The following is a 13491-nucleotide window of genomic DNA, read 5'->3' as shown; positions in this document are numbered from 1 at the left end:
GGCTGATCAGTCTTCGAGGTAAGTCGCGATCTCGATGAGATTGCCGTCCGGGTCGCGGCAATAGACGGAACTCATCGGGCCGAGAGCGCCGAGGCGCGGCACCGGCCCCTTGGCCACCGTCACGCCGCAGCCGGTGAGGTGGCTGATGATGTCTTCGGTGCCGACGCCGGTGATGAAGCAGATGGAGGCCGTGCCGGGACCGGCCGATGCGCCGATATTGGTCGGGTCTTCCGCCGAGCTGTAAAGGTTGATCTTCTGGCCGCCGAATTTGAGCGCAGTGCGGCCGTCCTGACCGAATTCCTCACGCTCCATGCCCAGCACGCGCTGAAACCAGGAGGCCGCGATTTCGACATCGCTGCAGGTCAGTGAAATATGGTCGATCCGGTCGATGGTAAAACGCATGCCTCAAAGCCCTTTGATACGGGTGCCGGCAAAGCGGCCAAGTCCGGGCCATAGCGGAATAAGCCCATAGAGGGAATGTTTGCGGCGCGGGGCTGTGTTTCCTCTCGGCAAAATTGTCGCGTGGAACGCGGATGCCAGCCTATAATTGCAGGCGGTCGGCACGCAGGCACCGATGGATTTCGAGTGGGACGAAGCGAAAAGGCTCAGCAATCTCGCAAAGCACGGCCTCGACTTTGCCGATGCCTATATGCTGTTTTTGGCTTTTCATGTGCGGATAGAAGCGCGGACGACAGGAAATGAGAGACGCTGGCTTGCGATTGGGACGATCGATGGAAAGCCCATAACTGCGGTTTTCACGACGCGGCAGAGCAGCATCCGGCTCATTTCTTTCAGGAGGTCACATCATGGCGAACGACGAAAATATCGTGCGTTACACGGCCGCTGAACTCGCGGAGATGCGGGCCCGGGGTGAGACCCTATCAGACTTCGCCCGCGTCGCGGCAATGACCGATGATGAACTGGAACGAATCCTCGCGGACGATCCTGATTGGGCTGATCTATCCCCGGATTGGACGAGTGCCGTGATCGTAATGCCGGGCATCGGTGACCGGCCGCTGATGCCAATCGACCAGGACGTGGTGCAGTGGTTCCGCGACCAGGGACCGGGTTACCAGACGCGCATCAATGCCGTGCTGCGGGCCTTCGTGCAGGATCAGACGAAAAAGCGGGCCTGAAAGGCCCGCTTTGCGTCATTCCTTCGGCGGCGAGCGGCGGCGGAAGGCATCCAGGCTGACCACCTGCGGCGTCTCGGAAACCTCGGGAACAACCGGCGCGTCGTCAGGCTCCGCCTCGCCTTCGGCGTCCTCGTCGATCAGCATCTCGTCGTCATCATCCAGCGCACGCGGCTGCATGCGCAGGCCGAAGCGGACATGCGGGTCGGCGAAGCCGATAATGGCGCCGGACGGGATGACCAGGGTCGCGGGAATGCCGGAGAAGGACAGGCCGACCGTCACCACTTCGTCCTCGTCGATCTTGAGATCCCAGAACTGGTGCTGCAGGACGATGGTCATCTCTTCCGGATATTGGGCCGAAAGGCGCGACGGAATGAGAACGCCGGGATAATCGGTGCGGAAGGTCAGGTAGAAATGATGGGCGCCGGGCAGCCCGTTTTCAGCGGCGAAGGCCAGCGCACGCAGCGCCACCTGACGCTGCGCCTCTTCAAACCAGCCGTCATAGGGAAGCAGGCTCGGGGGCGGGTCGCTCGGCTCGTCTGTCACGCAATTCGTCTCCACATCAGCGGCGCCCTGCGGCCCGCCCGGCTGCGCGAACGCGGCCTCCACAGGTTCGCATAGCGCGTGCGGCCAGGGAGGGCCATAGCACCTGAGAACAACCTATCGAATTTAGGCGCTATGTTGCGTTTGAATAGGGGGCTTCTGTTGCCCGGTGCCCCCCGAACCGCGCTTGTCACTGCTTACGCAGCGATAGCGAATGCCTCATGGTTATCATTGGCATTTGTAAAATGACCCGATAACGGCGGTATCATGCCGAGCAAAAGATGTACCTTTACCGCGCGTGTCGAGCCTGTTTCGCCCCCATGAGCCCCAAGCGAGCCTGGGGTGATGGTGGAGGCGCCGGGTACTGCCCCCGGGTCCACTACGCTTATTCCGAGCACCGTTTATCGCCATATCTGGCCACAGGGCCAGCGGATCGAATATAGGGCGCGGGATGAGTGAAGAGAAGAGGCTTACCGTGAGCGCCAGCGAAGACCAGACCATCGCGATCCCCGCAGCTCCGGAGGCGACGCATACCACACTGCGGGCCACCGTGCCGGCCCTGGAAGCGCGCCTCTATCAGCCGGTGAAGCTGCTCGACCACGGATTCGTCCGCGTCATCGACTATATGGGCGACGACCATGCCATCGTGCAGGCGGCGCGCGTCTCCTACGGGCGCGGCACAAAGAAGGTGAGCGAGGATACCGGCCTCATCCGCTATCTGATGCGCCACCGACACACGACACCTTTCGAGATGTGCGACATCAAGTTCCACGTGAAGCTGCCGATCTTCGTGGCGCGACAATGGATCCGCCATCGCATGGCCAGCGTGAACGAATATTCGGCGCGCTATTCCGTCATGGACCGGGAATTCTATATCCCCGAACCCGCGCAACTCGCCGCGCAGTCCACCCTCAATCGCCAGGGCCGCGACGCGATCCTGGAAGGCGAGGAAGCCGCCCGCGTGCTGGCTTTGCTGCGGTCGGATGCCGAGCGCTCCTACGACAATTACGAATGGATGCTGAACGAGGGCAGCGCCGAGAAGCCGGCCGACCCCGAGCGGCAGGGCCTGGCCCGCGAACTGGCGCGCATGAACCTGACGCTGAATGCCTATACGCAATGGTATTGGAAGACCAATCTTCACAACCTCTTCCACTTCCTGTCGCTGCGCGCCGACAGCCACGCGCAATACGAAATCCGCGTCTATGCCGAGGCGATGCTGGATATCGTGGCGGCCTGGGTTCCCGTCGCGCATCAGGCCTTTCTGGACTACCGCATGGGGGCCACCACCTTCTCCGGTCCCATGCTGGCCGTGCTGCGCCGCATGCTGGCGGGCGAAGCGGTGACGCAGGCCGACAGCGGCCTCTCCGTCCGCGAGTGGCGGGAAATGATGGCAAGCCTCGAAACGGACAGTCCGGCCGCAACGGCCTGACGCCAGCGTGGAGGTTTCGCCACAGGGTCGTGAAACCTTCAATGCGACACGGCAAGGGTCGTTGACCCTTCGGCCGGTTTAGACCATGCAGCCTGCGCGAATGTGACGGAGGCCACCATGGCCAAGATGATCGACTCCACCAGCAACCTGCTTGGCCGCCGCGCCCTGTTGGCGGGCGCCGCCGCCGGGCTCGCCTTGCCGGCGCTCCCCGCTTTCGCGGATACGGCTGCGCCGGCGGTGACGGGCACGGAAACCGAGGGCCAGCCCTGGACGCTGGCCCGCTACACCCAGGCGATGGCCGAATCGGGTCGCCCGACCACCATTTCGCAAGGTGAATTCGACGCCATCCAGGCCCGCAAGCCGGCCGCCATGGCGCTCATCAAAAGCTATCTGACGCAGCATTTCGGCTCGGCCGACCCGGCCGTCCTGGCCGCCTTCCAGCAGGTGCCGCGCGAATACTACCACTACATGTATCAGGAGCGCCTGGCGGCACCGTCGGAAGCCTATGAGGCCCAGCCCAAGCCCTGGGCCATCGGCTGGGGCTCCGCGCTCTCGGACTATCTTGGCCAGGCCTATATGACGCAGCTGCTGGCCCCGAAGCCGGGCATGGTGTCGCTGGAAATCGGCACCGGCAGCGGCTTCCAGAGCTCGCTTCTGTCCCGCATCGTCGACCATTCCTATTCGATTGAAATCATCGAGCCCCTGGGCAAGGCGGTCTCTCATATCTTCAAGCCGCTGGGCTATGACAATGTCACTACCCGTGTCGGCGACGGCTATTACGGCTGGCCGGAGGTGAAGGGCGGGTTTGACGTCATCATCGTCACCTGCGCCGCCGAATTCGCGCCGCCGGCGCTGTTCGAGCAGCTCAAGCCGGGCGGCAAGGCCATCATTCCCATTGGCCAGCCCTTCAAGCGCGGCCAGATCCTGTATGTCTATCACAAGGACGAGAACGGGAAGATCCATTCCCGCCGCGATGTCGGCGTCTTCTTCATTCCGATGACCGGCGCCATTCAGAAGCAGCCGAAAGCGACCTGACGCGACCGGCCTGACCATGATCGGGCATAGGCAGTCGAGCCTGCGCCCGATCATTTCATTTGCGTGGCAAGATCACATTTATTGCCCGCGAAGCGTCAACCAGCCATCGACCCGGCTGGCGTTGTCAGGCAGCATCATCGCGCTAACCAGAGTTAGACACCGCCCGCCCTGCCCGAACGCGAGGAAGAGCCCGCCAGATGTCGATCCACGCTGCGCTGACGCACCGTACCAGCTACACCTATGACCGCCTGGTGAATCTGGGTCCGCAGACCATCCGGCTGCGCCCTGCGCCGCATTGCCGCACCCCGATCCTGTCCTATTCGCTGACAATCTCGCCCGAGCCGCATTTTCTGAACTGGCAGCAGGATCCGCAGGGGAATTTTCAGGCCCGCGTTGTCTTCCCCGAAAAGGTCCAGAATTTCGAGGTCCAGGTCGATCTCGTAGCCGATATGGCGACGATCAATCCCTTCGACTTTTTCATCGAGCCCGAGGCCGAGTTTTTTCCCTTCGCCTATGATCCGGTTCTGACCGAGGAACTGGCGCCCTTCCGCAAGCTGGCGCCGGCCGGCCCGGAATTGCAGCAACTGCTGGACGCGATTCCGCGCGAAAAGCAGAAGACGGTCGATTTTCTGGTCGCGATCAATCAGATGCTGGCCAGCCGCATCGCCTATATCGTGCGTATGGAGCCCGGCGTCTGGTCGCCGGAAGAGACATTGGCCAAGGCCACCGGCTCGTGCCGCGACAGTGCCTGGGTGCTGGTCCATCTGCTGCGCCATCTGGGTTTCGCGGCGCGATTCGTCTCCGGCTATCTCATTCAGCTGGTCGCCGACCAGAAGCCCGTCACCGGGCCGGAAGGTCCGACCGCCGACTTCACCGATCTGCACGCCTGGGCGGAAGTCTATCTGCCGGGCGCGGGCTGGATCGGCTTCGACGCGACCTCCGGCTTGCTGGCAGGCGAAGGCCATATTCCGCTGGCAGCCACGCCCGAACCCGCTTCCGCCGCGCCGATTTCGGGCCTGATCGAGGAATGCGAAACGAGTTTCGATTTCGAGATGAAAGTCATGCGCGTCAGCGAGACGCCGCGCACGACCAAGCCCTATGATGAGGCAACCTGGCAGGAAATCCTGCGCGCCGGGGCTCGCGTTGACCGCGCGCTGGCCGCCAATAGCGTCAGGCTGTCGATGGGCGGCGAGCCGACCTTCGTTTCGGCCTCCGATTTCGATGCCGATGAATGGACGATCGACGCGCTGGGCCCGACCAAGCGCCGCATGGCCGGCCGGCTGCTGCGCCGCCTCGCCCCGCTCTGGGCGCCGGGGGCCGCGCTGCAATACGGGCTCGGCAAGCATTATCCGGGTGAGCAATTGCCGCGCTGGGCCTTGCATTGTCATTGGCGGAAGGACGGCGAGCCGGTCTGGCTCAACCCTGGCCTGCTTGCTTCCGACGACGACACCGACAACGCAACCCCGGCGGATGCCGCGCAATTCGCGGCCCTGCTGGCTGAGCGGCTGGGCGTGGACCCGGCCCTGGTCATCCCGGCCTACGAGGACATCCACTACTTCCTGTGGCGGGAAAAGCGCCTGCCCGCGAATGTCATCGTGGAAGACGCCAAGCTGCGCGACCCGCTGGAGCGCGCGCGCCTGGCCCGCGTCTATGGCCATGGCCTGTCGTCCTCGGTCGGCTCGGTCCTGCCGCTGCGCCGCGTGGTGGATGGGGAAAATCTGCGCTGGGAAAGCGGCAAGTGGTTTTTCCGCGACGGGCCGATGTTCCTGGTCCCTGGCGATAGCCCGGTCGGCTTCCGCCTGCCGCTGGAAAGCCTGCCCTGGGCCGATCCGTCACACCTGCCTTACGAGACGGCGCGCGACCCCTTCGCGCCGGTCACCGCCCTGCCCCCGCATCCGCGCCGAGACCGGCAGTTCCGCCTTCCCGTCGATGCCGGCATTGGCAACCCCTATGGGTCTTTCGGTGCAGGGGGAAGTTATGGCGCTGCCGGCTACGGCCCCGGCAGCGCGAGTGCCAACGGCTATGGCGCGCTTCCGGGCCGGCCGGTTCTGCAAGACCCAGACTGGGACCGCGAGCGTCCGCGTGTCGGCCGGGAGGAAAGCGGGCTGGTCCGCACCGCCATGGCGATCGAAGCGCGCAACGGCATGATCCATGTCTTCTTTCCGCCGCTGTATGAGGCGGAAGACTGGATCGACCTGGCTGCCGCCATCGAGGCGACCGCCGAGGAAATGGGCCGCAAAGTCTTCCTGGAAGGCTATCAGCCGCCGTCCGATTCCCGCCTGCAAAGCTTCTCGGTCACGCCCGACCCCGGCGTCATCGAGGTGAACGTCCATCCCGCCGCGACCTGGGCCGAGCAGGTGGAACGCACCGAGCAGCTCTATGAGATCGCGCGTGAAGAAGGTCTGGCGACCGAGAAATTCATGCTCGACGGCCGCCATGTCGGCACCGGCGGCGGCAATCACGTTGTCATGGGCGGCATGGAAGTGGCCGAAAGCCCCTTCCTGCGTCGCCCCGATCTGCTGAAGTCGCTGCTCGGCTTCTGGCAGAACCATCCCAGCCTCTCCTATCTCTTCAGCGGCCTGTTCATCGGCCCGTCCTCGCAGCATCCGCGCATCGACGAGGCACGCATGGACAGTCTGAACGAGCTGGACATCGCCTTCAGCCAGGTCAGCCCCTTCAAGGAAACGCCGCCCTGGCTGACCGACCGGCTGTTCCGCAATGTCCTGGCCGATATGACCGGCAATACCCACCGGACGGAATTCTCGATCGACAAGATGTATGCGCCCGAAGGCATCGGCGGCCGCCGCGGCCTGGTCGAATTCCGCGCCTTCGAAATGCCGCCGCATGCGCAGATGTCCCTGGCTCAGGTGCTGCTGATGCGCTCGGCCATCGCCGGCTTCTGGCAGAAACCCTATGAGCGGCCGACCATCCGCTGGGGCGCGCGCCTGCATGACGAGTTCATGCTACGCCATTACGTGGAGCAGGATCTGCGCGACGCTATGCGCGACCTCGGCGATACTGGCTTTCCCATCCCAGCCGAATGGTTCGCCCCGCATGTGGAGTTTCGCTTCCCGGTCATCGGCACGACTGCCGTTCACGGCACGGAGCTGGAACTGACCTACGCGCTGGAACCCTGGCACACGCTGGCGGAAGACCCGGCGGCCGGTGGCACAGTGCGCTATGTCGACAGCTCCGCCGAACGGTTGCAGACCAAGGTGACCGGCTGGGTGGCCGAGCGCTTCATCCTGTCCTGCAACGGCATTGCCGTGCCGCTGCATGCGACCGACACTTCGGGCGAATATGTCGGCGCCGTGCGCTTCAAGGCCTGGAACCCGCCGAGCGCCCTGCACCCGACGATCAAGGCCCAGTCGCCGCTGGTCTTCGACATCTATGACCGCTGGAGCGGCCGCTCGCTTGGCGGCCTGACCCATTACGTCTCCCATCCCGGCGGCCTCAGCTACGACCGCTTTCCGGTCAATGCGAATGAGGCCGAAGCCCGCCGCCGCTCGCGCTTCAGCGTCAATCGCCATAGCGCGGGACCGATGCCGGAACCGCGCGGATGGACGGGCCGGGAACATCCCCGCAGTCTGGATTTGCGCGGCTTCGCCTGAACGGGCCATAAGCGCATCGAAACCATGACTGCGACGAGATGAACCTCTCCGGCCTCCGCGACGGCGTTGATGAGATGGTGGATGGCACGCGCCATGTCCGCCCTCATTGGCGCGCGGTGCTGGGTGGGTTGTCGATGCTGTCGGACAGCCTTGCCAACCGCCAGCGGCGGCTGGATCAGGCCTTCGAGGACGAAGGCGTCCGCAGCATCCTGCCCGGCGCGCCGGCCAGTGGCGCGGACGAGGGCGACAGCCTGTGGCGCTGCGATCCCATTCCGCTGCCGCTCGCCGCGCGGGAGTTCCAGGAACTGGAAGAGGGGCTGAGCCAGCGGGCGACCTTGTTCGAGGCCTTGCTGGGCGATGTTTACGGCGAGCAAAGGGTTTTGGCCGAGGGCCTGCTGCCACCCGCGCTGATCTTCAACAATCGCGGCTTCCTGCGCGCCTGCCATACCCAGCCGACGGCCGATCACCCCAAGCTCAATTTCTACGCCGCCGACCTCATTCGCGCGCCGGACGGCCGGTGGCGCGTGCTGAGCGACCGCACGGCGGGTGCGGCGGGTGCCGGCATGGCGCGCGAAAATCGCCGCATCCTGTCGCGCGTCGTGCCGGAGATGTTCCGCTCGGTGCAGATCCGCCCGCTGCGGCCCTTTTTCGATCTCTGGCAGGATGCGCTGGTCCAGGCCGCGCCGCCCGGCCGCGCGCATCCCAATGTCGCGCTGCTGACGCCCGGCCCCGGCAGCCCGCAATGGCTGGAACATATGCTGCTGAGCCAGGAACTGTCCTGTAGCCTGGTGGAAGGCGGCGACCTGACCATTCGCGGCGGCATCGTCTATCTCAAGATGCTCAACGGGCTGCATCGCATCGACGTCATCCTGCGGCGCATGAGCGGCCGGATGCTGGACCCGCTGGAACTCAATTCCAGCAGCCTGCTCGGCGTGCCCGGCCTGATGGACGCGGTGCGCGCCGGGACCGTGCGGGTGGTCAATCATCCTGGCTCCGGCCTGGCCGAAGCGCCGGCGATGCCGCATTTCCTGCCCGGTCTGGCCCGGCACTTCCTGGGCGAAGACCTGCTGCTGCCCAATGTCGAGACCCTGTGGCTGGGTGACGCCGCGGCGCGGGCGCGGGTCGAGGCCGAGCGGACGGAATGGCATTTCCTGCCGGCCTCGGGCGGCAGCGTCACACTGTGGCGGCCGGAAGACATGGATCCGGCCGAACGGGCCGAATTGTTCAGGAAGATCGCGGCCCAGCCGCAGGATTACGCGGCGATGCGGGCGACCTCGCCCTCTCTGGCGCCCTGCGCCCGCGGCAATGAACTGGTGCCGCAGCCCATCGTGCTGCGTCTGTTCCTGGTCAAAAGCGGCGGCCGTTGGCACGCCATGCCGGGGGGCCTGGCGCGACATCTGGAGCCGGGCCAGCCGACCGGCCAGTTGCCCGCGCGTGGCATCTCGAAAGACGTCTGGGTTCTGGCCGAGGGGATGGAAAACATCGTCGGTCCCGCCGTCGTGCCGCAGGCAAGCCTTGCCATCCGCCGCACCTTCGGCGAATTGCCCAGCCGCACGGCCGACAATATGTTCTGGCTCGGCCGCTATATCGAACGGCTGGAAACGGCGGCGCGGCTGACGCGCGGCATTATCCTGCGCCTTGGCCGCAATCCGCCGATGCCACGCGAACATCTGGAACTTCAGCTGCTGGACGCCTGTCTGGCCGCCTCGCATCTCAACGACAGCGGTGAAGCCGGCAAGAGTGCGCCGACCGCCGCCATGATCGTGGCCATGACGCGCGAAATCGGCCCCATCGGCCGGCTGCTGACCCAGGCCGGACGGCTGACCGCCCTGGTGCGCGACCGGCTGACCGGCGAGATGTATGCGGCCTTCATGCATATGCTGCGCGCCGCGACCGACGAGATCGCGGCCAGCGGCGGCAAGCTGGACGGGCTGGCCCTTGCCATGGCCAGCATTCAACGCTTTTCGACGGTCGTCTCCGGCCTTGCCGCCGAAAATATGGTGCGCGGCGGCAGCTGGCTGTTTCTGGACATGGGCCGCCGGGTGGAACGCGCCACGCTGACCGCCGACAGCCTCGCCATCGTGCTGGATCAGCCGGAACCTCGTTGGGAACTGGGCCTGCGGCTGGCTTTGGAAATCTGCGACTCGGCCATTACCTATCGCAGCCGCTATTTCACGACGCTCCAGGCAGGGCCTGTGCTGGATCTGGTGATTGCCGACGACAGCAATCCTCGTGCGCTGGCCTTCCAGTTGCAGACGCTGACGCGCCTGCTGCGCAGCATCGGTGACGGCGGCGACGAGCGTGTGACCGCGCAAGCGGAAGCCTTGCTCCAGGCGACGCAAACCATTGTCGCCGATGTCGTCGCTGGCCAGGAAAACGCGGCCGCCCTTGCGTCCGTGCCGGGCCAGTTGCGTGCGCAGGCGGACGGCATCCGCGCGCTGTCCGACCTCATCTTCCGCCGCTACTTCGCCTTGCTGCCGATGCCCCGCGCCGTCGGCGTGGAGCAGGAAGACGAAGCCCCGCTGATGCGCGGCGCGGCCTGATCGGCCCATCACCCATGCGTTTCAAACTCCGCCACACTACCAGCTACAGCTATGACGAGCAGGTCGATCTTGCGAGCCATATGCTGCATCTCAGTCCGCGCACCCTGCCCTGGCAGCAGGTCAGCGGCGTCGCCATTCATTGCGATCCGATGCCGGCCCGCACCGCTCGCGCGGTCGACCACTTCGGCAATCGCGTCGAATGGATCTTCATCGAGGAGCCGCATGACCGGCTGGAGGTGACGGCGATTTCCGAAATCGACGTCGCCTTCCCCAAATCGCCCGAACCGGAATCGACGCCACCCTGGGAACAGGTGGCGGCCGAAGCGGCGGCCGGTGGACGCGATGCCTGGGAAGCGGCCGAATTCACCTTCGCCGGTCCCCTGGTGCCCAATGACCAGGGTGCAGGCCCCTATGCGGCACAGTCCTTTCCTCCGGGACGGCCGATCCTGGCCGGGCTCATCGAACTCAATGCCCGGATCAAGCGGGATTTCGCCTTCAAGCCTTTCAGCACGACCATCACCACCTCGGTCGCCCGCGTGATGGCGCAGAGAGCCGGCGTCTGCCAGGATTTCGCTCATCTCATGATCGCGGGCCTGCGCAGCCTGGGCCTGCCGGCACGCTATACATCGGGCTATATCCGCACCTATCCGCGTCCGGGCCAGCCGCGCCGCGTCGGCGCCGATGTGTCCCATGCCTGGGTCGGCGCCTGGCTCGGCTCCGGCCTCGGCTGGGTCGACCTGGACCCGACCAACAATATCATCGTGCAAGACGAGCATGTGGTGCTGGGCTGGGGCCGGGAGTTCAGCGACGTGTCGCCCCTGCGCGGCATCATTCTCGGCGGTGGCCCGCATGGCCTCGACGTCTCGGTCGATCTTGAGCCGCTTGAGGATTGAGGACGCTTGCAAGGCAGGTTTTTGCGGGACAGGCCGCGCGATGCTGGCGCGGAACCTCAAGCCGGGGCATTCTGGCTTATGGCTGATGAATACCCATCCTCGTCCGTCGAAATGCGTGACAATGGCCCGGACCACGTTCTCTATCGCGTCGCCGTGCCGCCTGCCGCCATGCCGCCGGTGCCGCTGAAGGATTTGGAAGCCGCCTGGGAGGCTGCCCGCGCGCATTCGCTTTCCGCCAATTGGGGGGCGCAGCGCAGCTTCCGCTTTCCGACCTCGGACGGCCAGATCGCTGATTTCGACGTCATCGACCGGGATGCCCGCTGCTGGGCCGGCGCCGTGGATGACGTGGCCGATCTGGCCACGCTCGGCGGCATTTCGCTCTGCCTGCGCCTGCTGGCGCTGGTGCATATTCTGGCGACGGCCCCCTGGGCCAAACTCTATTTGTCATCGAAACGAGATGGCGCCAGGGTCGACCGTGCGCTGATGCGAGCAGCGGCGCGTGCCGACCTGACCGACGACGCCCGCTTCGATGACGCCTCCCTTCGCCGCAACCTGCCTGCGCGGTTTTCCGACCGCGACGGCGGCCAGACCTTTACTGGAGTCTCTGCATGAGCCCGTCTTCCGCTTCCCGCCGCCTCAGACAGAGCGCCGCCACCCTGGCCGTTCTGGCCCTGCCGCTGGGCCTGCTGGCCGCCTGCGCCGCAGCGCCGCAGCAGTCCCGCAGCGAGCAGTCGCAATATGACACCTGCCACCGCATCGCCGATCAGGTGGTGACGCAGGCCAATGCCGACGCGCTGGCGCAGAGCGACCCCAGCAGCTCGCCTTTTGCCGCGACCTCCACCCTGCCCAATTCGACCAACGCCTTGGCGATCGAGCATCAGCGTCAGGATGTGATGACGGATTGCATGCGCCATCTGGATACACAGCCGGCCAATGTCGGGAGCATCACCGCGACACCGCAGGCCGGGGCCACCGGCCAGCCGATCACGCCGCCGCCGGCCGATCTGGCCGAGCCCACGGGCAGCGACCTGACGAAGCCGCCGATCCTGCCGCCGGCCCAATAAGCGAGTCGATCCCGCCTGACCGGAAAGCGGCGCGCCTCGACCGTGAGGCGCGCCGCTTTTTTTTATGGAGAAAGCTGGGTCGGCTGGCCGGCGCCGGGCGCCGCCAGGGACTGGCTCTGAATAGGCCCGCTCTGCGGCAGGGGCTGCGCGCCCGGTGACGGCTGCCCATAGCCCTGCTGTCCGGCCGGATAAGGCTCAGGCCCGCCGCTGGACAAAGGCTGCGGCGCCGCCATGCCGCTATAGGCATTGCCCCCCGCCACCGGCATCGAACTGGGAACGGCCGGCGCCGGGTGACTGCGCGCCCAGAGCGGATCGCCCAGATTGACTTGCTGCGGCGTCGTATTGGTGGCCGTCAGCGCGCCAGCACCCGCACCGACAGCCGCGCCGATGACGATGCCGATCGGACCGCCGATGATGCCGATCGCGGCGCCGGTTCCGGCCCCCGTCGCGACGCCGCCGGAGGTGCGGCCCGGATTGCTCGACCCGCAGGCCGTTAAAAAACTCACCGCGACCAGGGCGAGACTAGAACTGATGGTGAGCTTGCGTGTCATGCTGACCCTTCTAAGGTTGGGATCTGCCTCTTCCCATCGTCCAATCGAGCCCCATTGTCGAGTAATCCGAATGGGATCGAACCTTTCAGGAAGTCACGCAACTCGTCGCCCGGCAAGGGCATCGCACGGAAAACGGAGGATTCGATGGCGCAATTCGACCTTAAGGGCCTGCCGCAACGCCCAGCCTGGGTGCAGGAATTTCAGGCTTTCATCATGCGGGGCAATGTTATCGACCTCGCGGTCGGTATCATCATCGGCGCGGCCTTCACTGGCATCGTCAGCAGCCTGGTGAAGGATATCCTCAACCCGATTCTGGGCCTGATCGTAGGCGGTATCGATTTCAGCAATCTGTTCCTGACGCTGAAGGGTCCGCATGCGGCGACCTTGGCCGACGCCCAGAAGGCCGGCGCCGTGACGATGAATTTCGGCCTCTTCATCAATGCCGTGATCAATTTCGTGATCGTGGCTTTCGCCATCTTCTGGCTGGTGAAGGTGATCTCCAAGCTGCACAGCAAGCCCGAGGCAGCGCCGGCCGCACCGCCCGCACCGACGCAGAGCGAATTGCTGCTGACGGAAATCCGCGATCTTCTGAAGGCTCAGGACGGTTTGGCCGCCCCGGCGGTCGTCAGCCCGAAGCTGATCGACCCGAACTGAACGGCCCCAGCTAACCGGCCAAGGCTGCCGGCGCG

13 protein-coding genes and 1 other RNA gene are annotated in these 13491 nt (G+C 65.4%); 10 read left to right on the top strand and 4 right to left on the bottom strand.

Annotated elements, in window-relative coordinates; genetic code table 11:
* Positions 1–6: 6 nt before the first annotated feature.
* On the bottom strand, positions 7–402 hold the full coding sequence (locus ASILVAE211_RS00845; protein WP_227319393.1) for a VOC family protein: 396 nt from the start codon (positions 400–402) through the stop codon (positions 7–9).
* 145 nt (positions 403–547) lie between these two features.
* Between ASILVAE211_RS00845 and ASILVAE211_RS00840 the strand changes: the two genes are divergently transcribed.
* Together ASILVAE211_RS00840 and ASILVAE211_RS00835 are read left to right on the top strand one after the other, a co-directional pair.
* On the top strand, positions 548–847 hold the full coding sequence (locus ASILVAE211_RS00840; RefSeq protein ID WP_227319392.1) for a BrnT family toxin: 300 nt from the start codon (positions 548–550) through the stop codon (positions 845–847).
* A complete protein-coding gene (locus ASILVAE211_RS00835) occupies positions 807–1136 on the top strand; it encodes a BrnA antitoxin family protein (protein ID WP_227319391.1) in 330 nt (109 codons plus the stop codon). Before ASILVAE211_RS00840 ends, ASILVAE211_RS00835 begins: the two co-directional genes overlap by 41 nt.
* 15 nt (positions 1137–1151) lie before the next feature.
* Here the strand turns inward: ASILVAE211_RS00835 and ASILVAE211_RS00830 are convergent, their stop codons facing one another.
* Together ASILVAE211_RS00830 and ssrA are read right to left on the bottom strand one after the other, a co-directional pair.
* The gene (locus tag ASILVAE211_RS00830) at positions 1152–1679 is read right to left on the bottom strand and encodes an SspB family protein (protein ID WP_227319390.1); all 528 of its coding nucleotides are present in this window, start codon (positions 1677–1679) and stop codon (positions 1152–1154) included.
* A 144-nt stretch (positions 1680–1823) separates the two neighbouring features.
* Positions 1824–2145: a transfer-messenger RNA gene (gene ssrA, locus ASILVAE211_RS00825) on the bottom strand.
* A 6-nt stretch (positions 2146–2151) separates the two neighbouring features.
* Between ssrA and thyX the strand changes: the two genes are divergently transcribed.
* The 7 genes from thyX to ASILVAE211_RS00790 all read left to right on the top strand — a co-directional run bounded on the left by thyX (position 2152) and on the right by ASILVAE211_RS00790 (position 12251).
* Positions 2152–3105: an FAD-dependent thymidylate synthase gene (gene thyX / locus ASILVAE211_RS00820; protein ID WP_227319389.1), complete on the top strand. Its 954-nt coding sequence runs from the start codon at positions 2152–2154 to the stop codon at positions 3103–3105.
* 117 nt (positions 3106–3222) lie between these two features.
* Positions 3223–4140 (top strand): protein-L-isoaspartate O-methyltransferase family protein, encoded by a 918-nt coding sequence (locus ASILVAE211_RS00815; protein ID WP_227319388.1) that lies wholly within the window; start codon positions 3223–3225, stop codon positions 4138–4140.
* 197 nt (positions 4141–4337) lie between these two features.
* Positions 4338–7751 carry a transglutaminase family protein gene (locus tag ASILVAE211_RS00810; protein ID WP_227319387.1) on the top strand — a complete coding sequence of 1138 codons (3414 nt, stop codon included), beginning with the start codon at positions 4338–4340 and terminating at the stop codon, positions 7749–7751.
* 38 nt (positions 7752–7789) lie between these two features.
* Entirely contained in the window at positions 7790–10294 is a 2505-nt protein-coding gene (locus ASILVAE211_RS00805; protein WP_227319386.1) for a circularly permuted type 2 ATP-grasp protein, read from the top strand.
* Positions 10295–10308: 14 nt separating this feature from the next.
* On the top strand, positions 10309–11187 hold the full coding sequence (locus tag ASILVAE211_RS00800; RefSeq protein WP_227319385.1) for a transglutaminase family protein: 879 nt from the start codon (positions 10309–10311) through the stop codon (positions 11185–11187).
* A 78-nt stretch (positions 11188–11265) separates the two neighbouring features.
* A complete protein-coding gene (locus ASILVAE211_RS00795; RefSeq protein WP_227319384.1) occupies positions 11266–11799 on the top strand; it encodes a hypothetical protein in 534 nt (177 codons plus the stop codon).
* Positions 11796–12251, top strand: a complete 456-nt coding sequence (locus ASILVAE211_RS00790) for a hypothetical protein (protein ID WP_227319383.1) — start codon at positions 11796–11798, stop codon at positions 12249–12251. The genes ASILVAE211_RS00795 and ASILVAE211_RS00790 overlap by 4 nt, the downstream gene beginning before the upstream one ends.
* A 62-nt stretch (positions 12252–12313) precedes the next feature.
* On the opposite strand, the gene ASILVAE211_RS00785 is transcribed toward ASILVAE211_RS00790, so the two are convergent.
* On the bottom strand, positions 12314–12802 hold the full coding sequence (locus tag ASILVAE211_RS00785; protein WP_227319382.1) for a hypothetical protein: 489 nt from the start codon (positions 12800–12802) through the stop codon (positions 12314–12316).
* A gap of 144 nt (positions 12803–12946) precedes the next feature.
* Here ASILVAE211_RS00785 and mscL point away from each other — a divergent pair, with 144 nt between their 5' ends.
* Positions 12947–13456 (top strand): large-conductance mechanosensitive channel protein MscL, encoded by a 510-nt coding sequence (mscL, locus tag ASILVAE211_RS00780; RefSeq protein WP_227319381.1) that lies wholly within the window; start codon positions 12947–12949, stop codon positions 13454–13456.
* Positions 13457–13491: the final 35 nt, after the last annotated feature.

The organism is Acidisoma silvae (assembly GCF_020618775.1).
Classification (GTDB): domain Bacteria; phylum Pseudomonadota; class Alphaproteobacteria; order Acetobacterales; family Acetobacteraceae; genus Acidisoma; species Acidisoma silvae.
Note: the sequence above shows the minus strand (reverse complement) of the source record. Positions and strands in the feature narration are given on the sequence as shown.

What these genes read in the sequence shown, in the direction of transcription:
- ASILVAE211_RS00845 (WP_227319393.1), bottom strand. Translation starts at nt 402, where the DNA reads ATGCGTTTTACCATCGACCGGATCGACCATATTTCACTGACCTGCAGC.
- ASILVAE211_RS00835 (WP_227319391.1), top strand. Translation starts at nt 807, where the DNA reads ATGGCGAACGACGAAAATATCGTGCGTTACACGGCCGCTGAACTCGCG.
- ASILVAE211_RS00815 (WP_227319388.1), top strand. Translation starts at nt 3,223, where the DNA reads ATGGCCAAGATGATCGACTCCACCAGCAACCTGCTTGGCCGCCGCGCC.
- ASILVAE211_RS00810 (WP_227319387.1), top strand. Translation starts at nt 4,338, where the DNA reads ATGTCGATCCACGCTGCGCTGACGCACCGTACCAGCTACACCTATGAC.
- ASILVAE211_RS00805 (WP_227319386.1), top strand. Translation starts at nt 7,790, where the DNA reads ATGAACCTCTCCGGCCTCCGCGACGGCGTTGATGAGATGGTGGATGGC.
- ASILVAE211_RS00800 (WP_227319385.1), top strand. Translation starts at nt 10,309, where the DNA reads ATGCGTTTCAAACTCCGCCACACTACCAGCTACAGCTATGACGAGCAG.
- ASILVAE211_RS00795 (WP_227319384.1), top strand. Translation starts at nt 11,266, where the DNA reads ATGGCTGATGAATACCCATCCTCGTCCGTCGAAATGCGTGACAATGGC.
- ASILVAE211_RS00790 (WP_227319383.1), top strand. Translation starts at nt 11,796, where the DNA reads ATGAGCCCGTCTTCCGCTTCCCGCCGCCTCAGACAGAGCGCCGCCACC.
- ASILVAE211_RS00785 (WP_227319382.1), bottom strand. Translation starts at nt 12,802, where the DNA reads ATGACACGCAAGCTCACCATCAGTTCTAGTCTCGCCCTGGTCGCGGTG.
- mscL (WP_227319381.1), top strand. Translation starts at nt 12,947, where the DNA reads ATGGCGCAATTCGACCTTAAGGGCCTGCCGCAACGCCCAGCCTGGGTG.